The following is a 25884-nucleotide window of genomic DNA, read 5'->3' on the forward strand; positions in this document are numbered from 1 at the left end:
TTTGTTCAACATAACTTAACCTCACTCAAAATAAACCTTGAATGGCTGATAGCCGATCAAGGTATAAGTTTAGGATAACGTTTTTATCTCTGACAATCCCTTTTCCAAACACGTTGTCCGTCAGTTAAAAAAATTGCACAAGGAGGATCATCATAAAGTGAAACTTCAATTAATGAACCTTTTTCTTGTGTTAACCAATTATATAAACTACCTTTATTATTGCTAGGATGAGATAAAATTTTATTTACCTTGAATACGGCTGCATCATATTCTGTATAATTCATATCATCCTCTTCTAATCCATTGTCTGTTTCGAAAACTGTATCTAGTTCACCAATAATCCTCAATCCATTTTCCCATACTAGTATCATGTCACTATCTTTATAATTTATTAATGTTCCCATTAAAGAATCATACCCCATATGCATCCTCATTTCTTTTGTTTTTATGGTCTTGATGGCACTATATGAGCACCGTCTTTTCCATAATGTATCAATCCTTTAGTAGTCTCAAGGTATTCACCGGTATCGCGATCATAGTATTTCCCAATTGGTTGACCAAAGTCTACTCTTTCTTTATTACCGTTTGGTAGTAATTGACCTTTTCCTGCAAACTTATCTAGCAATTCTTGTGCTGTTTTATTATCGCCATAAAAAATACTCTTGTTTTTTCCGTTTGCTTATTCTTGTTTGTAGTTTGGAGTATTAGGAATATGTTTCTCTTGAGCACCTGGCTTTACTTTAACTGGGAATCCATGTATTTCTCGGTATGGCCCTTTAGGTACTGAATTCTTTCCATAATTAGGTGCACCATAAACTATACCCTTACCATCCACTTTAACTTCGAACATTGTTATCCTCATGTGTAAATTTTCATTGAATAGTAATAAGTGTTGACGCTTTATTTAAATATCGCTACAACCAATCTCGTATGTCCACTTACCATCATGAGTATTTGATTTAAATTTGAGAATTTTTTACCCGTAAATCCTTTTTACATTACTAAAAACCTTGAAAGGCATAAAGCCAATCAAGGTTCAGATATTTAATTCTGTTTTGACTACATTTAATTCTCGCTTATTAATTTATGAGAATTAAATAATTTACCTCCTTATCCATTTTCTTCAAAGATTACCCCTTTAGAAAGAATCCATCCATTCAATCCGTATGAAGCATATATTTTATAGTAATGATAACTATTTTCCTTGATATAATTAATCAAATCCTCTACATATTCATAATCCATGGGCCAAAGATAATCCTTTTCCTTATCTAACAATTCTTTGTTTTCTAAAGCAAACGAATCGACATCTCCTTCAACTATATCAAAAAGTATGCTGCCAGATAGCTGGTTTTCAAAATGAAAAGCAAAAAAATCTTTAAATAAAATTTTCACTTGTTTTTCTTGTTCGTTTTCCACTTTCATGTCAATTTTTGAATACTCAAAATCTATTTGATAATTTAAAATTTTACAATCATGAATTTTACTCATAAGTAATCCCCCTTATTCTGATTTTTGTCTAGGAGGTTTTTTAGACCAATCCCATTTGTGTCTATGAGGAAATGTATGGGTTCCATCATCAGAATGATTGAAATCTATATCTTCCTTTGCTCTTCCATTTTCATCGTAATATCTTCTTTGTTTAACAGTTCCATCATGATTTAACAGATCAGCTGAAGAATTAGGTTCTCCTTTTACAGACAAGTTAGTCTTATTCTTCACTTCAATATGCTTTGGCATTTTTTGACCGTGTTTTACAATTTCACTAAGTTCATCCGTACCCTTACCATCCACTTTAAAGTTCATATTCATGGAATCTTTGGTCAGTTGTTCTTTAATATAATTCAGATTATACACATTATAGGCACTGTGTCATAGACCCCTGCGAATGCTAAATCGTTTTTGGGATAATAGAAAATGTTTGATTGACCAGTGTTATTTACGTCTTTTGATTTAATATTACTTATTTTGGATCCTGTTCGCGAAATCCGTAATCCAGCAAGAACACCTTTTGTGCCTAATACAGTTTCTGCCACTGTTCCAACGGCATATGTGGTCCATCAGGCACGGCTTTCATTGTCTCCATTAATAACATCCCGTTCAAATGAACTTATGATAGCTTCTATCATGTATTTTCCAGTTTCAACAGGATGTAAAATCATATAACCGAGTTCATTTACCACACTTTCGGGATCGGTTATTAATTGGTAAGTACCTTGAGTTATAGCGAATGCACTAGTTGCTCTTATGCAGGATAATAAAGTTTTACGCTTTCTTATCCGCTAAAAATCCAAACTCACTCTTGACAAATTTGCTCATTTTTCATTATTTCCTTATAAACATTTTTCTCTAGCCTGCAAGTTACCACTAAACCAATTTTATGCAATCCTATCATAAAAAAACCTGCTAGCATTTGATCATATTTAGTATTAAAAGGAGCTGGTAAAACTTGAATCGTACGATCAGCGGGAAGACATAAATGAGCAGCAACCTCACCTAGAAACGGGTTGTTCATGCTACCAAATAGTGCACTGATTATAAATACCATACATGCCGGCATAATGTACACACTACTTTGCCAAAGATATTTTTTTCGCTTTTCTGTTAAAAATCGGTCTCTAGGATTTGGTGATGCAATTGGCCAAACCATTCGAAATGATAGTAAAAATAATAAGATTACATACGTTTTCTGCAATATTGGATAATCAGTAAGAATGGATAAAATATTCGGTAAATGATATAGCAGGAAGAGTATTGCAAAGGAAATAAGGGCTATTTTCGGTTCTATAATCGCAGGCATTTTCCATTTAAGGTAAAATGCTTCCATTTTTTTGTAAAGTCTTTCTGGAATTCCGAGTAGGATAAGTGGTGGGATAATAAAGAAGAGAAAACTCATTTGAATCATATGAAAACTAAAGGATAAATAACTAAATGCAAGCAATGGACTGCCGATCATTACATAAAGTAACCAAATACCAACTAAAAATAAAATCGGTTGTAAAGGTTTTATAGATGGTGGCGGATTATGTTTGACATAAAGTATATAACTACATGTAATCATCATAGTAAAGACAAGGTGAGGAATATCCCATATTAACTGTTCAGCTAAAAGCGCAGTAATCATGCACCTCATTCCTCCGATAAATTTTGACGTTCACTTATTATGATATGAGGCAATTACTCAGTTTATGAAAATAAAGCCAGATTAAGATGTTCAAGTAATGTGTAATTGACATATTAAAGAAATCCCTCTAGAGTTGAAGTGATCGATAAACCTATCTGAATATGTTAAACGTTTGAAGAAATGATTTAGCTGAAAGAATTAATGACTCTTTTCAAATGCAATATTGAATTATAGGAGGAATTTATGAAAAAGTTAAAAATCGCACTCATACCTGGTGATGGAATAGGACCTGAAGTCGTTGCAGAAGGGGTAAAAGTTTTAAAGGCAGTTGAAGAACTCGATCATAATCTGTCTTTTTCATTTGATGAGTTTCCATGGGGATGTGAGTATTATCTTGAGCATGGGAAAATGATGGATGAGGATGGCATTGACAGATTAAAAAAATTCGATGCAATTTATCTTGGGGCAGTTGGCTATCCTGGTGTACCAGATCATATATCCTTATGGGATCTTTTACTAAGAATCCGAAAAGAGTTTGATCTTTATGTCAATATCCGACCAATCACTTTATTGAATGAAAACCTTACTCCTCTCAAAGGTAAAACAAAAGAAGACATTGATTTCTTAGTTATAAGAGAGAATAGTGAAGGTGAATATGCCGGGGCTGGCGATTGGTTATTTAAAGGAAAACCGGAAGAGGTTGTTCTTCAAACAGGAGTTTTCTCTCGTAAAGGAACAGAACGAATTATCCGATTTGCATATGAAGAAGCACAGAAGCAAAAGAAATCACTTACAAGTATTAGTAAAGGAAATGCTTTAAATTATTCGATGGTCTTCTGGGATGAAGTTTTTGAAGAAGTCGGGAAAGAGTATCCTGATGTAGAAACTTACTCCTATCTCGTTGATGCAGCTAGTTTATATTTTGTTTCTAATCCAGAACGATTTGAAATCGTCGTAACTTCAAATTTGTTTGGAGATATTTTAACAGACATAGGTGCAGCTATTACAGGTGGAATGGGACTAGCAACCGGGGCAAATGTCAATCCTGAAAGAAAGTATCCATCTATGTTCGAGCCAGTTCATGGATCAGCACCAGATATTTCAGGGAAAGGAATCGCGAACCCTTTAGCGGCTCTTTGGTCTGTTAGCCAAATGATGGATTACTTTCAAGAAGAAAATTGGGGAATAATTATCCTCGATACGATTAAAGATATATTAAATGAAACAGAAAACCTAACCCCAGATTTGGGCGGAAAAGCATCAACCTCCGAGGTTGGAGATCGTTTTGTTGAGTTGCTAAAAAGGAATGCACAAAATAGCTAGATAACAGGTTGGCTAACGTCCAACCTGTTGTTATTATTAAACTTGAAGAACTACAAGTTTTAGATTTTCCGTAACTGAGGAAAAAGGAGGTTTTGTCCACCCAATTCGTGACTTAACTACGAAGTTCACAATGTATCCATACAGTCTACAAAATAAAACAACCACGGAGATTACAATTTGTCCGTGCAATTCACGATAACCACGAGGCAGCTCCTTATCCGTGTAGTAACTCCTCTTCATCCGGCTCCCACAAATATGTATCCAAGTTCACTTTTCCCAGATTACTAAAGTGAACTCCTTCCATTTCAAGTAACTCCTTCTGCTCACTGCCTTTTAAAGATATTTCACCTTTAGAATTAATTACCCTATGCCAAGGGAGTTTATATTTCTGACTCATGGAATGAAGAATCCAGGAGACTTGTCGTGCTGCACGTGGCTTCCCGGCAACTTTTGCAATTTGCCCATATGTCATCACACGACCATCTGGAATAGCTTTAATAATTGTAATTACATACTCAGTGAAATCTTTCACGTCACTCCTCCAAAAATTATATTGCTAACTTCTCTTTCACTTCTTTAATTTGCAAAAAATGTGGCAAACGTTTCACTCGGCTTTACATTGCTAGGTGCTTCAACTTTAATATCACGGTTTACCGCCAAATGAATCGGTCTTTCTTTTACTACTCCTTTATCTAATTCTTCCTGAACGGATTTTATTACTTCCAATTCGAATACATATAAATGCTCTAAAACTTGCCTGATAGACCACTCATCACCGGATGGGTTTCTATTAATCTCTTCATCTGATAACCCTGTTACTTCATTTAATAGTTCCTCTCTTGCCTCTTCATTAATTTTCACCCAATCACTCCCCGTTAAAAAAGTAAATATTTCATTAGTGCAATGAAACCAATTAAAAATAAAAACATTCCCATTCCCTGAAATGTAAAACCTGTTACAGCATTTTTTTCGGGTACCCATGAATCTAGGAACTCTTTGTCCCTATCTCTTTCCTTTTTCAATGGAGCCACCCCCTACGTTAAAAGCTTATAATTATTCTATCAATTTATTCAGAATTTTTAAATGTTATTTTTTAAAAAAATCCACTTCTTTGAACTTGCCTTCAATTTATGGCTATAATTGTATTAGTCTATAAAATTTACGTTTGGAGGATTTGGAGTGAAAACGATCCTTTCCTTTTTAAAACCTTATAAACTTCCAATCATCATTGCATACAGTTTGACATTCATTGAGCTTATAGCCGATCTCCTCTTTCCTATCTTTTTAGGTATCATGATTAATGAAGGAGTTTTAAAAAACAATCTAGAAAATTTGATCATGTGGGGCAGCATGATGCTCGGCATTACAATTTTTACTTTTGCCTGTGGAATCATTAATTCCTATTTTTCATCCCATGTCAGTATCTCATTTGCTTACGACATCCGTGAAAAGCTTTTCGCTAAAATTCAAGACTTTACATTTGAAAAATTAAACCTATACCCGACATCGACACTTGTCACCCGATTTACAAACGATGTACGGCAAATCCAAAATACAATTTTTATGGCACTGCGCATTATGGTAAGAGCCCCGTTACTCGTTATCGGTAGTGTTATTATGGCTTTAATTGTAAACGTTAAAATTTCACTTATCTTTTTAATTATCGTGCCACTGCTGATTGCTTTTCTATATTGGGTGCTTATTAAAGGGAGTAATATGTTTAATAAGGTTCAGGAAAGCGTTGATTATGTAAACCGTGTCATTCAAGAAAACATCGCCGGCATGAGAATTATTAAAGCATTTTTCCGTCGTGATTTTGAAAATGTACGTTTCAAAGAATCAAACGAACAATTAGCAAAAGAAACTAAAAACACCTTTCGTTTTGTTGAGGCATCCATGCCAATTTTATTATTTGTAATGAATATTAGTTTAATTTTTATTCTTTGGTTTGGGAATAAGCAAACAATTGCTGGAACAACGAATGTAGGAGACGTTGTCGCGATCGTCAACTATGCGCTCCGTACAGTAATGGCTATTTCCATGTTTACATTTATTGCACTCGCTTTTTCAAGAGCAAAAGCTTCCGCTGAACGTTTGGAAAAGATTTTAACGGAAGAAACTACAGCGAATACATCAAATCATAATAATCAAAAAGTAATACAAGGAAAAATACAATTTCAAGAAGTCTCCTTTAATTATCCGACCGAAAGTGTTTCTGTTTTAGAAAATATCTCTTTTTCCCTACGACCTGGTGAGCGTCTGGCTGTCATCGGTGCAACTGGTTCAGGGAAAACAACATTGTTTCAATTAATTCCAAAGCTTTACGAAGCGCAAAAGGGGACAATTTTTATCGACGACTACCCACTTTCTGCTTATCATGTAGATGAACTTAGAAAAAGTATTGGATATGTCTCGCAAATCCCACTCCTATTTACAGGAACCATTGCAGACAATATTAAATTTGGTAAAGAAAATGCCTCGCAAGAAGAAGTGATTAAAGCGGCAAAAGATGCACAAATTCATGAAACGATTGAGAACTTCCCTAAAAAATATGCAACGATTGTCGGGCAGCGTGGAGTCAATTTATCTGGTGGACAAAAGCAACGAATTTCAATTGCACGAGCACTGATCCGTAAACCAAAAATTTTAATGCTCGATGACAGTACGAGTGCTCTCGATTCAACGACAGAAGCTTATTTACTAGAATCTCTTCGTAAATATGATTGTTCGATACTTATGATTACACAAAAGATATCTACAGCCAAAAAAGCAGATCGAATTTTACTAATGGATGAAGGTAAAATTTTGGCAATCGGAACTCACAATGAACTGCTTAATATATCTGATTTGTACCAAAAAATTGTGGATTCACAATTTGAAAAGGAGTTTCCATATGTCCAGTAATCAATTAAAACAACCATTCCAATATAAAAAAATTCCGCTTGATTTTAAAAGATCACAAAAAGAAAAGCGGGCTAAAAACACAGCTGGTACCATTAGGCGGTTAAGCACCTATTTAGCAACTGAGAAATGGAAGTTGTTACTCGTTATCCTAATGGTAATCGTTAGTTCTTCCCTCGGGCTGTTAGGACCATATCTTGTCGGAATGGCGATTGATGATTTTATTGTAGCAAAACAAGCAGCTGGTCTTGGACTCTTAATTATCTGGCTTGTTATCATTTATGCACTACACTCTTTATCTATTTTCCTACAAAATTTTTGGATGATTGGCATTGCCCAAAATACAGTTTATACTTTACGAAAGCAGTTATTTGAACAATTTCACCAACTTCCTATTGCCTTTTTTGATAAAAGACAGCAAGGTGAATTAATGAGTCGTGTCACAAACGATATTGATAATATTAATAACACGTTAAACCAGTCTGTCATTCAAATTTTTGCAAGTATTATCACATTAATTGGAACTATCAGTGTCATGCTTTGGTTAAGCCCGCTTCTTACCTTAATTACGATAACAATTATCCCATTGTTATTTTTAGCAATGCGCTGGATTACGAAACGGACGGGCCCCTTATATAAAATACAGCAAAATGATCTCGGGGAATTAAATGGATATGTAGAAGAAATTGTATCAGGTCAACATATCGTAAAAACTTTTTCACAGGAAGAAAGAGTCATTCGTGAATTTGAAAAACGAAACAGGCAGCTGAAACTCTCGGGTTTCTGGGCGCAAACGATTGCCGGGTATATTCCGAAAGTAATGAACTCACTTAATTTCTTAAGTTTTGCTCTCATTGCTTTTTTCGGAGGGATACTAGCTATTAAAGGGTATATTACGGTTGGCGTTATTGTCATTTTCACCGAATATGCCAGACAATTTACAAGACCATTAAATGAGTTGTCAAACCAATTTAATATTTTACTTTCTGCCGTTGCCGGTGCGGAGCGGGTCTTTTCCGTATTAGATGAAAAGCGTGAAGAAAGTGATGAAGAAAACGCTAGTAAATTAGACCAAGTAAAAGGTTATTTTCAGTTTAAAGATGTTTCTTTTTCCTACGAAGACACCCCGGTGTTAAAAAATATTCAATTAGAAGTTCAACCTGGTGATACAGTAGCATTTGTTGGTCATACAGGGGCTGGAAAAACGACGCTCATCAATCTGATTTCACGTTTTTATAATTATGAGGAAGGAAAAATTTTGCTAGATAATCAAGAACTGAGGAATATCAAACGATCAAGTCTCCGATCCCATATGGCATTTGTGTTGCAAGATACGTTTTTATTTTCTACAACTGTACGGGAAAACATTCGTTACGGAAAACTCGATGCTACGGATGAAGATGTTGAACTTGCCGCAAAACGAGCCAATGCCCATCATTTTATTGAAAGACTACCTAATGGATATGATACGAGATTAGATCAAGAAGGCGGCAGTCTCAGCCAAGGCGAAAAACAACTGCTTGCCATTGCAAGAGCAATGATTAGAGAACCGTCCATATTGATTTTAGATGAAGCAACGAGTAATATTGACACAATTACAGAATTAAAAATTCAAGAAGGATTAAAAAGATTGATGAAAAATCGTACCAGTTTTATCATTGCCCATAGACTTAACACGATTCAGCAAGCAGACCGAATCGTACTGTTAGAAAATGGACGCATCATTGAAATAGGAAATCATGAAAAACTGATGAATTTACGTGGCAACTATTATAGATTATATAGTGACATAAATAATAAAGAGGTGTAAAGGATGGCTAGAAAGGGAAATATGTATGATAAAACGATCCATAGTGAATTTTTAAAAGAAGAGATGGTAATTAAAATCTACGAACCTGCAGAGACAGACCCACTTCACGAAAATTATGTATGTATTATGCAAGATGGAGACGATTATTTTCAATTAGGTAGAGTTGCTACAGTTAGTGATCAATTACATGATACAGACGATATCGTCAACACTACCTTTGTCGGCATTCATTATATCGATCGTTTGGATCGTTTGAAAAAATATCATCCAGATGGGGAACAATTTGAAGCATATATACGTTTTTTAATAAAAGAGGTAATCCCGCTTCTAGATGACGTTTTACCGCTTAATCCACTTGGCACTGTCCGAACATTGATAGGTGATTCACTTGCTGGCACGATCGCACTTTTGACTGCACTCCGTCATCCAAATATGTTTAAAAAGGTAATTATTCAGTCACCGCTAGTAGATGAAGCCGTACTTAAAGCTACAGAGCAATGTGAAGAGATTCGTGGTATAGAAGTTTACCATTCCATCGGGTTAAAGGAAACTGCTGTTGCAACAACGATAGATGATAAATTTGACTTTTTAAAACCAAATAAACAATTATCGAACATCTTAACAGAAAAACTGACAACATATCATTATCAGGAAATTGAAGAAGGGAACCATACATGGAAGTTTTGGCAGAAGGAATTACCAAATGTCCTTAAACTAATGCTTACTTAACAAATTTTAGGATAAATTACCCTTTTTCAAAGGTCTTTTCTTTGTTATACTGGTAGTTAAACTTATAATTAGAAAAGAATAAATGTTCTTTACATCGAAATAATGTAAGTAGATATACCTTTTTATCCGGAAATAAATTTTAATCATGGAGGTTTTATCATGAAATATGGAATAGTAATTTTTCCTTCTAAGGAAATTCAGGATGAAGCGAATGCATTCAGAAAGCGATATGATCCAAAATATACAAATATTCCACCTCACATCACTTTAAAACCTACTTTTGAAATGGACATTCCTAAACGAGATGAAATCGTTCGTGAACTTAAAAAAATCGCAAACGAAACGGAGCCGTTTAAAATTAATGTTACAAAAGTAAAATCATTTGCTCCAGTAACCTATACTATTTACTTTAAAGTCGAACCAACTCCTGAATTAAACGCTTTATATGATAAAATGCACACAGGAAAATTCCCAACAACTAAAGATCAGCACCCTTTTGTTCCACATATAACAATCGCTCAAGACCTAGTTGAAGACGAGTATTCCGATATTTATGCTAGTTTGCAAATGAAAGAAATTGAGTATGAAGATACAATAGACAGGTTTCAGCTCTGCTATCAAATTGAAAATGGATTTTGGACGGTGTATGACACATTTGTATTCGGACAGGAGTAATAAGGCTATGGAAATTAAAGTAGTAACAACAGACCCAGAACAAAAAGAAGCTTATCGTATAAGAAAAATAGTATTTGTAGATGAACAAAACGTTCCAATGGATTTAGAAATTGATGAACATGAAGAAGCGTCCATACATTTTATCGCTTATGCTTATAATGGAAAAGACATTGTCGGTGCCAGCCGGTTACGTTTTGTTGGTGAATACGGTAAATTAGAACGTATTTGTGTTTTAAAATCTTATCGTGGAAAATCTTACGGAAAAAAACTGATTGACAAAATGGAAGAAGAAATTGTCAATAAAGGGTATAAAAAAGCAAAACTACACGCACAAACCCATGCAAAAGAATTTTATGAGCGATTGGGTTATGAAGTTATCTCAGATGAGTTTATGGATGCAGGTATTCCTCATGTTGCTATGACAAAAGAGTTGACAAAGTAGTAATTCATCAAAATGAATTTACTACTTTTTTATTTTCACGTATATTTTTTATCTTACACGCCAATCTAACCATATGACTTTCATTAAAGGAAGGAATGGTTGGCAGATGAACAATATGTTACCAATGCTATACGAGTCAGTATTTGGTATTATAGCATTATTTATTCTAACAAAGGTCCTTGGTAAAACACAAATTTCCCAGCTTACTCCTTTCGATTTTATTGCAGCAGTCGTTATAGGGGAGCTTGTTGGTAACGCATTATTCGATAAAAAGGCTGGCATTATAGACATTGGATATGTCATATTAATTTGGGGAGTTCTTTTGTTTATTATTGAAAAGGTTGCACAGAAATTTAAAGGATCTCGCTTTATATTGGAGGGAAAACCTTCACTAGTAATTCATAAAGGTGAGCTAATATATGAAGAGTTGAGAAAAAATAAAATCGATATCAACGAACTACAACAATTACTGCGAATGAAAGATGTTTTTGCAGTGCAGGAGGTAGAGTATGCAGTTTTAGAAACGAACGGAGAATTATCCGTTCTAAAAAAAACTGAATATCAAACTCCTACGAAAAAAGATTTGAATGTCGCACCAACAGAACCACAAATCGCAATGACAGTTATAACAGATGGTGAAATGATTAAAGACAATTTGGCTGAAGCAAATATTACTGAAGATTGGTTGCTAGATGAATTAAAGCGGCAAAATTTTGATAGTATTAAAGATGTATTCTATGCAGAATATTTAAAAAACAAAAAATTATTTGTGCTTCCATATACAAAAATTAAAAAGAAACATTTAGAAAATAAAACAAGCTGAAAAAGGTGATCATGCGTTACCTTATACAGCGCTAGACGCTTTTTAGGGCACGTGAGATTGCCTTGCGTTACCTTAATCGAGATTGAGATGACTTTTCGGAAACGTACTATTTTCTTCTTTAGGTTTCTCCTTCGTAAGTTACTTCCTGTTTATATTTTTTATTGATCATTTTTCTTTTCCTTGCCAATGCTGCCTTTTCTCCTAAACTAATATATAATAATTCTCTTTCTTTTTCTTTCAATATATCATCAAATGTCTTTTCATCATCATATTCACAATTCATTTTATAAATAGTTACTCTATGAGGTGCATCAATATAATAAGGACTTCTATTTTCCTTGATTATACGAAGCTGATAATCGTTATACAAATAAATCTGTAATTGGTAAGATGTATCCCATTTTTATCCCCTCCTACCTATTCTATACCTTTTTTCTCACTTTCTTATGCCTGTTTCTTAAAAATTATTTTTTTGTTTTAGATCGGGCTTTTACCTTGTTAAAATAAAGAATGCTTGATAAATGCCTACACACCCCATCTATTTACACATATTCTATTAATGACTTTAATAAGTCAGTATGTATATAGAAAGGAGACATTTTCATGGGTTGTGGAGAAGACCATAAAACGGGAAGTTGTGTATGTGATGTCCTAAGGGATATTGCACGCGCTCAAAGAGATATTACTGAATTTGAGTGTGACACGAGTTGTGAAAAGTCAATTAGTGATTTATTAGGTGAAACAGAAGTTCGCAACGGCTTGGACACTGTTCCTGTGTTGTTATATTGTAAAGATGGATGTAAACCATTTAAAGGATTTGGGGCTCATCCAAGAAATATCGGAAAAATCAAGTCTAGTTTCTTCTTCAGAGTAAAGAGTGTTACTAAAGATTGCTGTGCAGTACTTGAATTATTAAGAGATCCAAACGACTCAGATCCAAACCCACACAATCCTGTTGAACAACACACCAAACATTTAAGAACGACTGGAATTTGCATTACTGTAGACGTAAAGTGCTTCTGTCACGTTACTTGCTTGCCAGCAATTTCAGCATTTTAATGGAAAGAAAAAAGACACCATCGAGCCAAAAGTTCGATGGTGTCTTTTTAAAATCCGATTAAATGAATATCTTTTATGACACTCTTGTTGATTTCCGTCATACCACGACCAATAACACGCAATGTTACTGAATCCCCTGCATCACCAATCATAACTCCTCGATATTCTTTTTCTTCCGTAATCACTTCACATCGAATTCGTGGTACTTCACTCGGCAGATTAACTAAATAATCAATTTTCCCATCAATATTTAGCCCTTTAAAAGAACTGTCATTACTGTATTCCTTTGTATTTTCTTCCGTTAGTTGTTCTTCCTTTTCTTTAGTTTGAACAGAAAGATTCCGACCAAAATAGCTTTCTTGCATATAGGCTTTAGGCTTTTGAAAATTTGGCTGGTCAATATACATTAATGGTTCAATGAAACGTTCACCTTTCATGAACACCGTGCCCCTTTCAAGTTCAGTCTCTAACCCATTATATGAGCCTATTTATTGAAATGTGATAAATACATTTTTATTTAGAAAATTGACTTATAGAGGATGTTCAAAACTCCTATGTCTTTACAGACACCGTAATGTATGGAAATGGGGGCATGCGGTTTAATTTTGAGCTACTTTGTTAATCATGATAATACAAAGACTGTGATCATACAGGTTTTTAAAGATCACCTCTATGGAGAAGTACGGTTACATACAACCTTTCACATTTTAGGAGGATGCATGACGAGCACCTGAGTGGAAACAGGTATGATATGTTAACTTTACTTACGATAGACACAAGTATTTTTCTAGGATGGAAAGAAGTCCTAACAAATACGAAAGGGACAGTAAAAAAACATTTGTTTTAATAAAATTAATTCCCCCAAAAAGTAAAATTACGTTTTTAGGAGGGGTGCTTTTTTGCGCCAAAATTAGAGCAGATGTTCATTTTCGTATAAAAGTCCGGTTAAAATAACAAGTCGCATTTCTTCGTTGGCTTGTTTTTCGCTACTCACGTATTTAACTGCATACGTTCCGTTGCCGGGAGCTATGCTGTCTTGAACTGCTCGGTTCTTTTCATCCTCCTTTTTGAGTACAAACTTATAGCCAAACCTTTATTGCGGAGAGTATGAGTTACACTAACGAGTGATTGACGTGCTAGTACTGGCACCTGAGACAAAGCTTTGCGGTGGGGCGAACGATAATTGCAAAAGCTCTTTCGATAGGACGAGTAAGCGCAGTCACAATTCCAGGACGTTGCGTTCTTAGCCAGTAAGTGAGTCAAGAGTGTTTATATTTTTTTAACTCAAAAAAAGAACTAGAGTTTATAACCCTAGTCCTTTTTTTACAATTATTCCATTACTTTTCTTTTTCTAAGAACCATTAATGAAGCACCTGCAATCAATGTAAGAGCTCCGATTAAAAGAATTGTGTACATGGTTGTCGCTGTGTTCGGTAATGATAAGCCAGTTCCGTCTTGTTTGTCCGTTGTCTTACCTGCGCCATCACCATTTGAACTGTCATCGCCATCTTCTACCGTAACTTTCACACCGCCAGAGCCGTTATCGTTATTGTTATTGTTTCCACCTGTTCCCGGATCTGTAGTATCATCTTCCTCTCCTGGAGTCTTAGGTGTTTTAGGATCTTTTGGATCTTTTGGATCTTTTGGATCTTGATCTGGATCTGGATCTGGATCTGGATCTGGATTTGGATTTGGATCTGGATTTGGATCTGGATTTGGATCTTTAGGTAAACCGATATCTGCATATTTTCCAACTTCAAATGGTACGTTTATTGTTTCAACGATTTCCTCTCCATCGCGATATAGAGTTACTTTTACTTCCATTGCTTTTAGTTGTTCAATCGATTTACTCGTTTCTCCAACAGCTGTAAAGTAACCTTGGTAACCTGAAGCTCCATTTAAGTCACCAAACGTTAATGTCGCAACGTTACCTTTCCAGTCTACTTCTACACGGCTACCACCGTTATAATCAGGTTTTAAAATTTTAATGCCATTTGGAACAATAAATTCCATTTTAACTTGTTCAACGTCAGCAACATCAAGATTTTTCACTTCATAATTAAAGTTAAAGCCCATTTGGTTCCCTGTAATTCCTGGGTAATCAGGAATTATTTGCGCATTTGCGTCAAAGTGCCATGCAATGTCCATGTCTGAAAAGTCGACTTTAATATGACCATCAAATTGACCAACTTCATTATAGCCTGCATCTAGAATTTTGAAGACAGAAATTGTTTCTGATGTAACAATCGCATCTGAAACACCAACTACTGGGATGCGGTACGTTAACTCGCCTTCTTTTCCTTGCTCTAAATTAGGAAGTTTTAAAGCAACTGATCTCGCACCATCACCCGTATTCAAAATTTCTACATTAGCTGGCATATTTTCATCATTTACAACTTCCACATCTTCAGGTAATTCGAAAGCAACGTAAAGATCGTTTACACTATCATTTGTTTGGTTTTCTGCTTGTACTTTCACATCAAGGAAATGATATTTTTTACCCTCATCATACGTTGTGCTTCCTGTGATAGAACCATGTAAATCAATTTTCGGATTTTCTTCCATTACTGAAAAATCAATTTCTCTTTGACCTCTTAGTTGGCCAATTTCTTCATAATTACCTGCATTAACATCAACATTCAATAAATACATATTTAGATGCGGATCATTGTCGTTCTCTACACCAGTTAAGGCAATCTGCTTATCTACATGTTCTGAACCAGATGATTTTACATCTGGAACCTTAACAGCTAGACCAGTTTTTCCAGCAATACCGATTCGGACAACACCGCTAGGAAGTTCTTCTGCTACATCAACCCCGTTTGGTAAAGTAAATGCTACCCACTTATTCTTAATTTCTTGAGTTGTATGGAAATTCGTGATTCCAGCTCGTAAATCAAGTACATAATGTCCTTTATTGAAATCGTAGGAAATATCACCACTTGCTGTACCGAATACGTCAGTTAAGTTTAAATCTTCTTCTTCTTCTTCTTCGTCCTCGGTAGCTTCTTCAGCTTCTTCTTCGTCTTCCTCTTCGTCTACTGCTTCTTCTTTTTCATTTTCTGCTGGATCCTTTTCTTCACTCGGATCTGCTTTTGCTTTCTTGCCATCCTCTGCAGGCTCGTCTGCATTAGGGGTATTTAAATCCGACTCTGCAGCATCGGATTCATCTGTTTCATTTGCATCTGCTTCTTCGCCCTCTTTTGTTTCAGAGGAAGCTTCTTCGTCCTCTTCTGTTTTAGAGGAAGCTTCTTCGTCATTCGCTTGCTCTTTTGTTTCATTCACTTGGTCTTCGGCAGCATCCGTATTATCCGCTTCTTGTGCATTTGCAGTTAGTGGTGCTACTGGAGAAAAAGTCAACATTAAAATGAGCATGAATGTCGAAAATTTCTTAAACATGTAATCCCTCCAATATTTTTATTTTTGAGCTAGCACACTTTGGTCATCAACTATGACTTGCTCGCACCCATTTAAATAGGATTACTTTATTCTGCTAACTCTTTGTCTTCAACCATGTGTAAGTTTAAACAATTTAATAAATTGCCACAAGAGATAATTTTCTCATGTTTTTCTACTTAGTTATATACCATTTACTTCCATTTATAGTTCTTTTGACTTAATTTTTATACGATCAATTTCAATAATAATGCTTACATATTTTACTTGAAAATCAAAAACATCATACAATAGTTTTGTTTTTGCGATAATATTCAAACAAATTAATCTAGCTATGTAAATTCTCACTACTTATCAGCAGTTTAAAAAATGAGAAAAAGTAATCATTTCTGTATAAACGATTGAACAAACATAGAAAGGATTTGAGGATAAATACATAGGGATAAAATAACGTTTTCGTCATTTTCAAAAAATAAATCTAATCTTTTACGTAAATTATTATGATTTCATACAATATTTGACAATAAAAAATCCTCATCATTGATTAATATTCGACCAATAATGAGGATTTAATGACAATTTTTAAAGCAACAATCCCATAAATGCGGTTGCCATTCCAAAATAAATTAATATAGATGTTAAGTCATTCAATGTTGTAATAAACGGTCCAGATGCAACAGCGGGATCAATATTTATTTTTTGCATGATTAACGGAATGATAGCACCGGAAAGAGTCGCCACAGTTAATGTCACTAAAATAGCAATCCCAACTAAAACACCTAAGAAAATGTTCCCTTTCCAAAAATAAATTAAAAAGGTAACAAGAATCCCACAAGATCCACCTACAAAAAGGCCTGTTGCAATTTCTTTCATAATCATTTTGATTTTTTTCTCTGAGCCGTAATCACCAACTGCAATACCACGAACGGCGACAGCGAGCGATTGTGTACCTGCGTTTCCTGCCATTCCTGCAATTAACGGTATAAAAATTGCAACGATTGGAACTTGTTCTAATGTTTCTTCAAAGCCATTTATCAAACTCGCAGTAATCATGCCCAAAAATAATAAAATGATTAACCATGGTAACCTTTTTTTCGCTGCTTGAATTGGGTTTGAATCTCGATCCTTTGTCCCTGTTCCTGATAATGCGGCAAATTTGGAATAGTCATCAGTTGCTTCCTCATCCATAACGTCTAAAATATCATCTACCGTAATGATCCCAAGTAAATGATTTTGAAAATCAACAACTGGAAGTGCTAAAAAATCATAATCCCGCATCATTTGAGCAACTTCTTCCTGATCACGACCAACCGAGACAGAAACAACATTTTCAGACATTAAATCTTCAACAATTTCGTCATCATTTGCAATAATTAAGTCACGTAACGATAATACACCAACTAAACGTTTCTGCTCATCTAATACATACGTATAATAAATGGTTTCCGCATCTGGAGCTTTTTCTTTCATTTCCTGTAATGTTTCCTTTGCTGTTTGCGATTTTAAGATAGACACAAACTCTGTTGTCATTATACTACCGGCAGTCTTTTCTTCATAATGGAGAAGTGCCTTAATTTCTTCGGCTGACGACCTATCCATTATCGTTAAGAAACTTGCTACTTCATCTTTTGTAAGCTCCTTTAAAATATCAACCGCATCGTCAACAGCCATTTCAGCAAATACCATTGTGGCAAATCGAGGATCCATTTCTGTTATAAATTTTTCTGCTTCATCTAAATCAATGTACTCCATAATATCTGACATTTCTAACGGAGATAAATACGTATAAATTCTCACACGATCCTCATATCCTTGCTCTCTGAAAAACATAGCTTGGTCATACGGATGAATTTCAAGAAACTTTTCTCTAAACTTTTCTGTATCTTCTTCCATTAATAAATCTTTCAATTCATCTGCTAATAATTCTACTTCCTGTACATTTTCAACCATCATTTTCACCCACTTTTTATTTTTAATTAAAGTGTTAGGTGGCTTGGCACTAACTTTATAATGTAGAGGTAGTATTTTACCCTAAAAAGTAAAAAAGACACCTCTACGAAGAAGGTGTCATCATAAATAACCTATGATTAAAAGCCTCCATCGTGGAGTTTTAGCACTATATGGCCTGGATGTTCATCCCACTGCGTTAAAAACTACCTTAAGTCGATAGTTTCTGTTGACCCATTGGAGTCTCTCGACATTTCTGGGTAGCAGCTTACTTCCATATAGGAGCCTCACCTAACGAGGAAAAACATATTGAAATTCTATTCTTTATCATAACAAATCTGAATAAAATGTCAAATATTTTACTTGCCTAATATGATGTTCTGTATATCAGCTGAAAGTTTTGATACAGTTTTGAATTTTTTCTTTTGCCAAAAAATGTAAAATGTTATTTCTTCACAATTTGATACTTCCAGGACTAAAGTCGTGAGCCTTAAACCTTATGATTTAATGGATGGGATTCTAGTAGTTCTTGTTGTTTTTTTCGAAATAAAATATTCTTTATGTACAATAACTTTATCGTATGCCCCATCACACCTAAGATATAAACTGCAACATCATTTCGTTACGGGTAGATAGTTGAACGTTTACTTTGTTGGCGAATACTAGCCGATATAGGGAATAGAGAAATTTCTAAGGAGTCTTTTTTCATAATGCAGAGCGGCTGCCGATGGACACGGAGTCGTTATTCATAATTCGGAGTAGCTGCCAATCAAGTGTTTCCGTAGCGATAAAACATTCACTATTCGAAGTCACTGCGCAGTATTCATCAAATATGACAGTGAAAAGTCTTAGAATTTAGTTGTATACAAATTTTTCAGCAAACTGTTATTCGAAATTAACTAAGGAAGTGGATCTCCATACTCCTTACTATTACCAAAGTTTATTTATTACTTCTAGTTACCGCAATTAACCAACTTTAGATAATTGGGCAAAAATATGTCCAATAGAAGAACCCAAAGCGATAAGTCTCCTAGATATTACTTCACTCAGAAATTTTTTTAAAAAAGTGGTAACTGCTTACGGTGAAGTGTAAATTGGGGCAAAAAACTATAAGGAAGCTACTAACCCTTAGTACAAAAAGTTTACAAATTCTGTCGACTTACTACCAATTTAAGCCGACAGTTTCTGCTAACCCTTGGAGTCTCTTGACATTTCTCAGTGGCCAGCTTACTTCTATATAGGAGCTCTAACCCTATCGAGGCGAAATCTATTTACAGTCCATCCTTTTTCATTACATACATGAATTACTCACCTGGAATGATGATTTGCATATCTGCTGGTAAGTTTGAAACGATTTGAATCTTTTCTTTTGATAAAGGATGAATAAATGTTATTTCTGCGCAATGCAATGCTTGTCTATTTATTTTTTCTGTTTTTCCACCATATAAATCATCGCCAACAAGAGGATGACTTAAGTAGGAAAAATGTATGCGAATTTGATGAGTCCGACCAGTTTCCAGATCAATCTTTACTTCTGAATAAGCACCCGTTTGCTGGATAACTTCAAAATGTGTAACCGCCCTTTTTCCATCATCTCGCACCATTCGTTCAATGATTGAATCTGGATTTCTACCAATTGGTGCATCGATAGTACCTTTCTTTTTATCAAGAGATCCGTGAATAATTGCCCGATACATACGTTTAATTTTATTTTCACGTTGTAAGTCAGAAAGTAATGAATGACTGTATTGATGTTTCGCAACCAACACTAAACCTGACGTATCTTTATCTAGCCGAGTTACGATATGAATTGTATAAGGAATGTTTTTTTCTTTATAATAATAGGCTATTCCATTAGCAAGTGTTCCTGTCGGATGAAGTTTTGAAGGAATAGTCGGTATACCAGCTTCCTTATTAATAACTAGCAAATCTTCGTCTTCATATACAATTTCCAGACCCATTTTCTCAGGGAAGACTGAACTTTTTTCTTCAGGTGGAAATACTATTTTGAGAACATCATCTGTTTTAAGTACATAACGTACGGTTTGTTTATCCCCATTAATTAATAATTTCCCACCGATTTTCAATCTTTTTAAAAGTCGATTTGAAACGTTTAATTCATTTAATACATATTCGCGTAAAAGAATTCCTTCATACTTTTCCGTGATTTTCCGTTTCAAAACAAACCGATCATTATTCATCTCGTTTAACTTCGGTAACAAAGGAATCACGCACCCGATTCCAAAATGGGAAAGGTCTGTACCTAACAAATCGAACTCGTTCTTTTGCTACGCGGCATTGAATAGATTTCACATTTGTAAAAGATCTTGTAATATGATCAAAAGCAATAATAAAACTATCCTTCCTCAACGGTCGCAGTAAACATGTATGATGCTTCGGTAAAATTAATGGAGAGCCGATTGTACGAAATACTCGGTTATTAATCGATGCAATTTCCGTAATTTGTATCGATTCCAGCGAAGGATGAATGATTCCTCCACCAAGCGCCTTATTATAGGCTGTACTACCAGATGGTGTTGAAATACATAATCCATCTCCACGAAACGTTTCAAAATGTTCTCCACGAATTTGAACATCAAACACGACTGAACCTTCTACAGTCTTAATTGTCGTTTCATTTAATGCTAATGAACGTAATGATTTTTTCTCGTCATTACTAAAACGGATGATGACCTCTAGGAGTGGATATTCAACTACATGAAAAGGTGTTTTTGCAATTTCGATAACTAGTTTCTCAATTTCATCCGATGTCCAATCCGTATAAAAACCTAAATGTCCAGTATGTACGCCGAGAAATGCTGTTGTATCTAATTTATCCACATAACGTCTGAAAGCTTCTAAAAATGTCCCATCTCCTCCAACTGAAATAACTAATTCTGGAGTTTCTGTATCATATAATAAATCAAAATCAATTAAATATTGTTTCATTTTTGCTTTTATTTTATCGGAACGCTCGTCCCCTCTTGACACAATTGCAAATTTCATCTGAAGTTACCCCCTATATGTTTAACATTACAAGATACGAATCAAAAATTGCCTATACTTCTATTTTATCATATAACGTGCGGGCAACATATCAACACACATGAGAGAACCTTTGCATCTTCTTGAAAATTCCGAGATAATAAATATAAATTATCGAAAACAATACACATTTACTTGGAGGAATTATGGCTCAAGAAATTGAAATAGAATATAAAGTGTTACTTACGAAAAAAGAATATGAAAACATTGCTTCATCTCTTCCTTTTCCCACAAACTCTGTCAACCAAGTCAATTATTATTTTGAAACAAAACAATTCGATTTTAAAAAGCAACATAGTGCGCTGAGAATTCGTGAAAAAAACAATAAATACACGCTTACTCTAAAACAGCCACATGTTGAAGGAATATTAGAAACTCATGATAACATAACGGAAGAAGAATATAAAAATTGGTTGAAAGGAAATCCAACTCCAACTGTTCATGTAGGGAAACAGTTAGAGTATATGGGGATTCCAATAAAGGAAATAAAATATTTTGGCTCTTTATCAACGGAGCGGAAATCGTATAAAGCAGAAGATATTTTATATGTGTTGGATAAAAGCACTTACAACGGAAAAATTGATTATGAATTAGAAATAGAAGCCCCGTCACAAGAAAAAGGACGTGAAGTATTTAATCAATTAATACAAAACTACCGAATTACACGAAAAGAACCGATTACAAAAATTGAACGCTTTTTCTACAGTTTATAAGTATACACCATGCAAAACTTTTGCCTTTCTAGTAACTGATTGTTACAATATGTAAAAAAGTGGGACAGTATAAACCTACCATGAACAACTATGAGGAGTCTTAACATGTCAAAACCAGGAACGATTTATGAAGCTATTGGTGGACAGGAAGCAGTCGATAAAATAATCGATTCATTATATAAACATATAGGAGCTCATGAAAAATTAATACCTATTTTTCCTGATGATTTACAAGAGTCAGCGCGAAAGCAGCGGCTTTTTTTAACACAATTTTTCGGAGGACCACGTCTTTATCTAGAAGAAAGAGGTCATCCGATGTTGAAACGGAGACATATGGAATTTGAAATAACGCCTGAAAGAAAAGATGCATGGTTAGAGTGTATGAATAAAGCACTACATGAAGCCAATATTAAAGAGCCTTATCTTTCGGCAATTTTTGAAAGACTTACAATGACAGCACAACATATGATTAACACTGAAGAATGAATTTCTCTTCCCAAATACAGAATGACAATTGAGACCACAAAACTATCTTAAACTATCAGATTATAACATACTTTATGGTGGTAAACGTATACATGGTAATATATAAGACTGTTGTATAATATATTATCTTAGAAAACTTGGCTTATCGCCAAGCCCCGGCGAAAGCCTTAGTTGCACTTATGCAGTAGGAAAGTTTTATACTTTCTTATCTGCCAATGAAAGAGGGATTCATATGGATGCGTTTGATGTTCAAAGCAATACTCCCCATCTAAGTACAAACTATCCGTTTATAAAATTTATAAATAAACCAGTAATGATTTATTATTTTATTGATCCAATTTGTAAAGAATGTTGGACCATTGAAAAATCTATTAAAAAATTGACGATGAAATATGGTGCATTTTTTAATGTTCGTCCAATCATCAGTCATTTATTTGGTTCACCAAATTCCCATTGCAAAAATCGCTTTCCAATGAATCAATGGGATAGTTATTATATTTCAATCGGCATAAAGGCTGCAGCTTTACAAGGGAATAAAGCTAGCCGAGACTTTTTACGAAATATTCAAGAGCTTATCTTTTTATACCAAACAAACGAATCTGTAGAAGTAGTTTTGTATAAAGCGGCATTCCAAGCAAATTTAGATATCAATGAATTTAAAAATGATCTTTTCTCCCCATCTGCACTGAAAGCTTATCAGGGAGATATGCGTCTAATTCAAGAAATGGAAGTTGAGCAGTTTCCTACTTTAGTTTTTTTTAGCCAACATATTGAAGATTACAGTATTAAAGTTTCTGGACTAGAACCCTATGAGACATATGCGTATTTATTGAAAAAGATGATACAATCAAATACAGATACGAAACAAAGAATACCACCACTTGAAATTTACCTTAAAAGTTACAAACGAGTTCAAGCGGAAGAAGTTGCTTTTATATTCGATGTACCAATTAAGGTTGCAGAAAAAAAGTTGAAGAAATTGCAGCTGGAACGAAAAGTAAAGAAAGTAGAAAGTAATGGAAAAACCTTTTGGGAGTATCAAGGAGAAAACTAAACATAAATGTCTACTTCATTTACTAAATTAATCCACTATATTAGCCGGGACCTCTTAGATTTTAAACACACCCTGTCATAAGAGAGTGGATTTTTTCCTTTTATAAAATTAGCTCGATTAATTGGAATAACTTTATTAATATTTCCCCTTAAAATGTCATACCATTTTATTGGGAGGGGATTCTAATGCGTCTTTTAGCTTTACTACCAGTTTTTTTCTTCCTATGCACACTTGTATTAATTGTCATGAATTTTTTTGCCCTTATGCGACTTATCTCATTTTTTATCACTTTGCCTCTTTTGTTTCTGTCTATATACTTAACTCTTTATACACTTACTTATCAAAAAGTGTACCGGGGAACAAAACAATCACGTAATTTTTAAGTCTAATAGTGAATTGCAAAAAGTGAATAAGAATTACTACCACTACAAAATCTGCAACATACTTCAAAATTTGTACAGGAAGCATCGTTGAAATTGAATTTTCTTCATATTCTTTCGATCGTTTTAGTGCATCTTTATATGAAAATCCACCAGTTTCGTATTTTTTCATTTTTTTCTCTTCCTGTTTTAATGCAGAAACTGTAACAATTGCCGTCACAATCACTAACATAAGACTAATTACTATTAATATAGTGTACATTATTCATCCCTCGTTTATTAGAATTTGTAGTCATTATACATTTTCTAGTACCGATTACCTGTGACTTAAAACACACTTTTTTACCAAATTTAGACTTGCAGCAGAATGGTAGGGACTATTCTTTCTAATTTTCTGCGATTATTGGACACTGGTGAAGCCCTTTCTACAAATAAAAAAGCGAACCGCAGAAAGTGCGATTCGCTTTGTGTTTACTTATTAACGAAAATCTCTCGTTTCTTCGATTATTCTACTTGCCACAACATAACCTAAAACAGATGCAAAAATGACTAATAACGTATTAAAAAAGCTTCTCATCGTTTGGAATTCCTCCTTCTCAATGTTTGTAATCTTTAAAACGGTCGAATTTTTCCTTTTTTAAGTAAGATTTTTGTTCCTCCAAGAAGGAATATAGAACGGTTATCTACTACTTTTTTCATCGCTGCAGCTGATTTCCCTTTCAATTGCGTTCCTGAAAATACATTTCCAATTCCATCTGTTACCCCAAGTGATGCTACTGTACCACGGTCATTGAATTCAAATTTTTGTAGCGGCTCACCGTATAATAATGCGCGAATATTATAAGCACACGTATCTGCGTGTTGCATTGCCGCTTGAGCTGTTGGTGGATATGGTTTATTTGTCTCCTCGTCCATTACCCAAGCACAGTCACCTAAAACAAAAATGTTTTCATGTCCCGGAGCACGTAAATCACCATCAACAGTAACTTTTCCACGAGTTAACTCAAAACCAGATTTATCTAAAACAGAGCTGCCCGTTACTCCACCAGTCCAAACAATTGTACCTGCCTTAATCTCTTCATTATCTTCACCAATAATAAAGCTATCTTCTGTACATTCATTTATTGTGGCACCAAGTCTAAATTCAACCCCACGGTCTTCGAGGGATTTCATTGCATAAGCGACTAGATCTTTATCAAACATCGGTAAAATTGAAGGCATTGCTTCTACGTTAATAATTCTCACTTTTCTACGGTCAATATCATATTTTTTACATAATTGCGGCACTTTCTCAGCTAGTTCACCAATAAATTCAATTCCTGTAAATCCGGCTCCACCAACTAGAATCGTTAAGGCAGAGTCATTTAAATCTTCATCAGCTCTATATTTTGCAAATTGCAATTCAATTTGTTCACGAATTAAACGGCTTGAATCAATATCTACGATTGCAAAAGCATTTTCTTCCATACCTTTGATACCAAAAGTATTTGATTCGAATCCGAGTGCAATAACTAAATAATCATATGTAATTTCACCGTTTTCTAAAATAACCCGCTGATCTTCTTTATCTACTTCTACAACAGCATCATAAATTAAGCGAACTCGATTTGGATTAATTACATCGCTAATCATGAAACGCGCTTGGTTTGGATTAATTGTCCCTGCAGCTACTTCATGAAGCCAAGTTGTCTCATAGTGGTAATTATGTTTATTAACTAGAACGATATCTGCCTCTTCAGGTGCTAACATTTTAGTTAGTTCTCTTGTTGTTTTTAGACCGGCATATCCAGCTCCAAGCACAACAATTTTAGGTTTGTTACTCATTAAAATCCACCTTCCCCAATATTGATTGTAGTTTATTGATCCCTGTTTCGTGGTAAAATCTCATTATAATTATTGTACATAACTGATTATTATTATACAAAACATAACAAGAAATTGTGCAACTTTTCACGTACTATATGAATAACCTAGATG

The 25884-nt window shown here is 34.5% G+C and carries 26 protein-coding genes, 1 pseudogene and 1 riboswitch; of the genes and pseudogenes, 11 read left to right on the plus strand and 16 right to left on the minus strand.

Annotated features, from left to right (window positions below; all coding sequences use genetic code 11):
• Positions 1 to 83: 83 nt before the first annotated feature.
• From SPD89_RS10925 to SPD89_RS10945, 5 genes and pseudogenes are all read right to left on the minus strand, one after another.
• Positions 84 to 422, minus strand: a complete 339-nt coding sequence (locus tag SPD89_RS10925) for a hypothetical protein (RefSeq protein WP_336261986.1) — start codon at positions 420 to 422, stop codon at positions 84 to 86.
• A gap of 23 nt (positions 423 to 445) precedes the next feature.
• Positions 446 to 805 (minus strand): annotated as a pseudogene (locus SPD89_RS10930) (polymorphic toxin type 50 domain-containing protein); the annotation flags it as partial.
• A gap of 305 nt (positions 806 to 1110) precedes the next feature.
• A complete protein-coding gene (locus SPD89_RS10935; protein ID WP_336261987.1) occupies positions 1111 to 1491 on the minus strand; it encodes a hypothetical protein in 381 nt (126 codons plus the stop codon).
• Positions 1492 to 1503: 12 nt separating this feature from the next.
• The gene (locus SPD89_RS10940) at positions 1504 to 1806 is read right to left on the minus strand and encodes a hypothetical protein (RefSeq protein ID WP_336261988.1); all 303 of its coding nucleotides are present in this window, start codon (positions 1804 to 1806) and stop codon (positions 1504 to 1506) included.
• Positions 1807 to 2296: 490 nt separating this feature from the next.
• Complete coding sequence (locus SPD89_RS10945) at positions 2297 to 3124, minus strand: cytochrome c oxidase assembly protein (RefSeq protein WP_336261989.1); 828 nt, start codon at positions 3122 to 3124, stop codon at positions 2297 to 2299.
• A gap of 243 nt (positions 3125 to 3367) precedes the next feature.
• Here SPD89_RS10945 and SPD89_RS10950 point away from each other — a divergent pair, with 243 nt between their 5' ends.
• Entirely contained in the window at positions 3368 to 4447 is a 1080-nt protein-coding gene (locus SPD89_RS10950; protein WP_336261990.1) for a tartrate dehydrogenase, read from the plus strand.
• A gap of 214 nt (positions 4448 to 4661) precedes the next feature.
• On the opposite strand, the gene SPD89_RS10955 is transcribed toward SPD89_RS10950, so the two are convergent.
• Genes SPD89_RS10955 through SPD89_RS10965 form a run of 3 tightly spaced genes read right to left on the minus strand, consistent with a single transcriptional unit; the run spans position 4662 to position 5469 of the window.
• Entirely contained in the window at positions 4662 to 4979 is a 318-nt protein-coding gene (locus SPD89_RS10955; RefSeq protein WP_336261991.1) for an MGMT family protein, read from the minus strand.
• A 44-nt stretch (positions 4980 to 5023) separates the two neighbouring features.
• Positions 5024 to 5308, minus strand: coding sequence for a DinB family protein (locus SPD89_RS10960; RefSeq protein ID WP_336261992.1), 285 nt, complete (start codon positions 5306 to 5308; stop codon positions 5024 to 5026).
• A gap of 14 nt (positions 5309 to 5322) precedes the next feature.
• Entirely contained in the window at positions 5323 to 5469 is a 147-nt protein-coding gene (locus tag SPD89_RS10965; protein WP_336261993.1) for a hypothetical protein, read from the minus strand.
• Between the two features lie 157 nt (positions 5470 to 5626).
• On the opposite strand from SPD89_RS10965, the gene SPD89_RS10970 reads away from it, so the two are divergent.
• The 6 genes from SPD89_RS10970 (at position 5627) to SPD89_RS10995 (ending at position 11827) form a co-directional block, all read left to right on the plus strand.
• The gene (locus SPD89_RS10970) at positions 5627 to 7351 is read left to right on the plus strand and encodes an ABC transporter ATP-binding protein (RefSeq protein ID WP_336261994.1); all 1725 of its coding nucleotides are present in this window, start codon (positions 5627 to 5629) and stop codon (positions 7349 to 7351) included.
• Positions 7341 to 9158 (plus strand): ABC transporter ATP-binding protein, encoded by a 1818-nt coding sequence (locus SPD89_RS10975; RefSeq protein ID WP_336261995.1) that lies wholly within the window; start codon positions 7341 to 7343, stop codon positions 9156 to 9158. The genes SPD89_RS10970 and SPD89_RS10975 overlap by 11 nt, the downstream gene beginning before the upstream one ends.
• A 3-nt stretch (positions 9159 to 9161) precedes the next feature.
• Positions 9162 to 9887 carry an alpha/beta hydrolase gene (locus SPD89_RS10980; protein ID WP_336261996.1) on the plus strand — a complete coding sequence of 242 codons (726 nt, stop codon included), beginning with the start codon at positions 9162 to 9164 and terminating at the stop codon, positions 9885 to 9887.
• A gap of 159 nt (positions 9888 to 10046) precedes the next feature.
• Positions 10047 to 10562, plus strand: a complete 516-nt coding sequence (locus tag SPD89_RS10985; RefSeq protein ID WP_336261997.1) for a 2'-5' RNA ligase family protein — start codon at positions 10047 to 10049, stop codon at positions 10560 to 10562.
• Between the two features lie 7 nt (positions 10563 to 10569).
• Positions 10570 to 11004 carry a GNAT family N-acetyltransferase gene (locus SPD89_RS10990; RefSeq protein ID WP_336261998.1) on the plus strand — a complete coding sequence of 145 codons (435 nt, stop codon included), beginning with the start codon at positions 10570 to 10572 and terminating at the stop codon, positions 11002 to 11004.
• Positions 11005 to 11110: 106 nt separating this feature from the next.
• Positions 11111 to 11827, plus strand: coding sequence for a DUF421 domain-containing protein (locus SPD89_RS10995; protein ID WP_336261999.1), 717 nt, complete (start codon positions 11111 to 11113; stop codon positions 11825 to 11827).
• Positions 11828 to 11945: 118 nt separating this feature from the next.
• On the opposite strand, the gene SPD89_RS11000 is transcribed toward SPD89_RS10995, so the two are convergent.
• Positions 11946 to 12110 carry a hypothetical protein gene (locus SPD89_RS11000; protein WP_336262000.1) on the minus strand — a complete coding sequence of 55 codons (165 nt, stop codon included), beginning with the start codon at positions 12108 to 12110 and terminating at the stop codon, positions 11946 to 11948.
• A 320-nt stretch (positions 12111 to 12430) separates the two neighbouring features.
• Between SPD89_RS11000 and SPD89_RS11005 the strand changes: the two genes are divergently transcribed.
• Positions 12431 to 12886, plus strand: coding sequence for a CotY/CotZ family spore coat protein (locus SPD89_RS11005; RefSeq protein WP_336262001.1), 456 nt, complete (start codon positions 12431 to 12433; stop codon positions 12884 to 12886).
• Between the two features lie 47 nt (positions 12887 to 12933).
• Here SPD89_RS11005 and SPD89_RS11010 read toward each other — a convergent pair whose 3' ends face one another.
• From SPD89_RS11010 to SPD89_RS11030, 5 genes are all read right to left on the minus strand, one after another.
• Positions 12934 to 13323 carry a CotO family spore coat protein gene (locus tag SPD89_RS11010; protein ID WP_336262002.1) on the minus strand — a complete coding sequence of 130 codons (390 nt, stop codon included), beginning with the start codon at positions 13321 to 13323 and terminating at the stop codon, positions 12934 to 12936.
• A gap of 892 nt (positions 13324 to 14215) precedes the next feature.
• Positions 14216 to 16285, minus strand: coding sequence for an LPXTG cell wall anchor domain-containing protein (locus SPD89_RS11015; protein ID WP_336262003.1), 2070 nt, complete (start codon positions 16283 to 16285; stop codon positions 14216 to 14218).
• 579 nt (positions 16286 to 16864) lie between these two features.
• Positions 16865 to 18235, minus strand: coding sequence for a magnesium transporter (gene mgtE / locus SPD89_RS11020; RefSeq protein WP_336262004.1), 1371 nt, complete (start codon positions 18233 to 18235; stop codon positions 16865 to 16867).
• A gap of 135 nt (positions 18236 to 18370) precedes the next feature.
• Positions 18371 to 18535: riboswitch (M-box (ykoK) riboswitch) on the minus strand.
• Between the two features lie 998 nt (positions 18536 to 19533).
• Positions 19534 to 20451: an RluA family pseudouridine synthase gene (locus SPD89_RS11025; RefSeq protein WP_336262005.1), complete on the minus strand. Its 918-nt coding sequence runs from the start codon at positions 20449 to 20451 to the stop codon at positions 19534 to 19536.
• The gene (locus tag SPD89_RS11030) at positions 20423 to 21235 is read right to left on the minus strand and encodes an NAD kinase (protein ID WP_336262006.1); all 813 of its coding nucleotides are present in this window, start codon (positions 21233 to 21235) and stop codon (positions 20423 to 20425) included. Before SPD89_RS11030 ends, SPD89_RS11025 begins: the two co-directional genes overlap by 29 nt.
• A gap of 185 nt (positions 21236 to 21420) precedes the next feature.
• On the opposite strand from SPD89_RS11030, the gene SPD89_RS11035 reads away from it, so the two are divergent.
• The 3 genes from SPD89_RS11035 to SPD89_RS11045 all read left to right on the plus strand — a co-directional run bounded on the left by SPD89_RS11035 (position 21421) and on the right by SPD89_RS11045 (position 23527).
• Entirely contained in the window at positions 21421 to 21987 is a 567-nt protein-coding gene (locus SPD89_RS11035; RefSeq protein ID WP_336262007.1) for a CYTH domain-containing protein, read from the plus strand.
• Positions 21988 to 22092: 105 nt separating this feature from the next.
• Positions 22093 to 22473: a globin domain-containing protein gene (locus SPD89_RS11040; protein ID WP_336262008.1), complete on the plus strand. Its 381-nt coding sequence runs from the start codon at positions 22093 to 22095 to the stop codon at positions 22471 to 22473.
• Between the two features lie 232 nt (positions 22474 to 22705).
• Complete coding sequence (locus SPD89_RS11045; RefSeq protein ID WP_336262009.1) at positions 22706 to 23527, plus strand: DsbA family protein; 822 nt, start codon at positions 22706 to 22708, stop codon at positions 23525 to 23527.
• Between the two features lie 333 nt (positions 23528 to 23860).
• On the opposite strand, the gene SPD89_RS11050 is transcribed toward SPD89_RS11045, so the two are convergent.
• Together SPD89_RS11050 and SPD89_RS11055 are read right to left on the minus strand one after the other, a co-directional pair.
• On the minus strand, positions 23861 to 24169 hold the full coding sequence (locus SPD89_RS11050; RefSeq protein ID WP_336262010.1) for a hypothetical protein: 309 nt from the start codon (positions 24167 to 24169) through the stop codon (positions 23861 to 23863).
• Between the two features lie 350 nt (positions 24170 to 24519).
• Positions 24520 to 25731, minus strand: coding sequence for an NAD(P)/FAD-dependent oxidoreductase (locus SPD89_RS11055; RefSeq protein WP_336262011.1), 1212 nt, complete (start codon positions 25729 to 25731; stop codon positions 24520 to 24522).
• Positions 25732 to 25884 lie beyond the last annotated feature (153 nt).

The organism is Pseudogracilibacillus sp. SO30301A, from assembly GCF_037072025.1.
Lineage (GTDB): Bacteria > Bacillota > Bacilli > Bacillales > Amphibacillaceae > Pseudogracilibacillus.

Bases quoted from the DNA above. Each gene is read 5' to 3' on its own strand.
- SPD89_RS10925 (WP_336261986.1), bottom strand. From the start codon at position 422: ATGGGGTATGATTCTTTAATGGGAACATTAATAAATTATAAAGATAGT.
- SPD89_RS10935 (WP_336261987.1), bottom strand. From the start codon at position 1,491: ATGAGTAAAATTCATGATTGTAAAATTTTAAATTATCAAATAGATTTT.
- SPD89_RS10940 (WP_336261988.1), bottom strand. From the start codon at position 1,806: ATGAACTTTAAAGTGGATGGTAAGGGTACGGATGAACTTAGTGAAATT.
- SPD89_RS10945 (WP_336261989.1), bottom strand. From the start codon at position 3,124: ATGATTACTGCGCTTTTAGCTGAACAGTTAATATGGGATATTCCTCAC.
- SPD89_RS10950 (WP_336261990.1), top strand. From the start codon at position 3,368: ATGAAAAAGTTAAAAATCGCACTCATACCTGGTGATGGAATAGGACCT.
- SPD89_RS10975 (WP_336261995.1), top strand. From the start codon at position 7,341: ATGTCCAGTAATCAATTAAAACAACCATTCCAATATAAAAAAATTCCG.
- SPD89_RS10980 (WP_336261996.1), top strand. From the start codon at position 9,162: ATGGCTAGAAAGGGAAATATGTATGATAAAACGATCCATAGTGAATTT.
- SPD89_RS10985 (WP_336261997.1), top strand. From the start codon at position 10,047: ATGAAATATGGAATAGTAATTTTTCCTTCTAAGGAAATTCAGGATGAA.
- SPD89_RS10990 (WP_336261998.1), top strand. From the start codon at position 10,570: ATGGAAATTAAAGTAGTAACAACAGACCCAGAACAAAAAGAAGCTTAT.
- SPD89_RS10995 (WP_336261999.1), top strand. From the start codon at position 11,111: ATGAACAATATGTTACCAATGCTATACGAGTCAGTATTTGGTATTATA.
- SPD89_RS11000 (WP_336262000.1), bottom strand. From the start codon at position 12,110: ATGAATTGTGAATATGATGATGAAAAGACATTTGATGATATATTGAAA.
- SPD89_RS11005 (WP_336262001.1), top strand. From the start codon at position 12,431: ATGGGTTGTGGAGAAGACCATAAAACGGGAAGTTGTGTATGTGATGTC.
- SPD89_RS11010 (WP_336262002.1), bottom strand. From the start codon at position 13,323: ATGAAAGGTGAACGTTTCATTGAACCATTAATGTATATTGACCAGCCA.
- SPD89_RS11015 (WP_336262003.1), bottom strand. From the start codon at position 16,285: ATGTTTAAGAAATTTTCGACATTCATGCTCATTTTAATGTTGACTTTT.
- mgtE (WP_336262004.1), bottom strand. From the start codon at position 18,235: ATGATGGTTGAAAATGTACAGGAAGTAGAATTATTAGCAGATGAATTG.
- SPD89_RS11030 (WP_336262006.1), bottom strand. From the start codon at position 21,235: ATGAAATTTGCAATTGTGTCAAGAGGGGACGAGCGTTCCGATAAAATA.
- SPD89_RS11035 (WP_336262007.1), top strand. From the start codon at position 21,421: ATGGCTCAAGAAATTGAAATAGAATATAAAGTGTTACTTACGAAAAAA.
- SPD89_RS11040 (WP_336262008.1), top strand. From the start codon at position 22,093: ATGTCAAAACCAGGAACGATTTATGAAGCTATTGGTGGACAGGAAGCA.
- SPD89_RS11045 (WP_336262009.1), top strand. From the start codon at position 22,706: ATGGATGCGTTTGATGTTCAAAGCAATACTCCCCATCTAAGTACAAAC.
- SPD89_RS11050 (WP_336262010.1), bottom strand. From the start codon at position 24,169: ATGTACACTATATTAATAGTAATTAGTCTTATGTTAGTGATTGTGACG.
- SPD89_RS11055 (WP_336262011.1), bottom strand. From the start codon at position 25,731: ATGAGTAACAAACCTAAAATTGTTGTGCTTGGAGCTGGATATGCCGGT.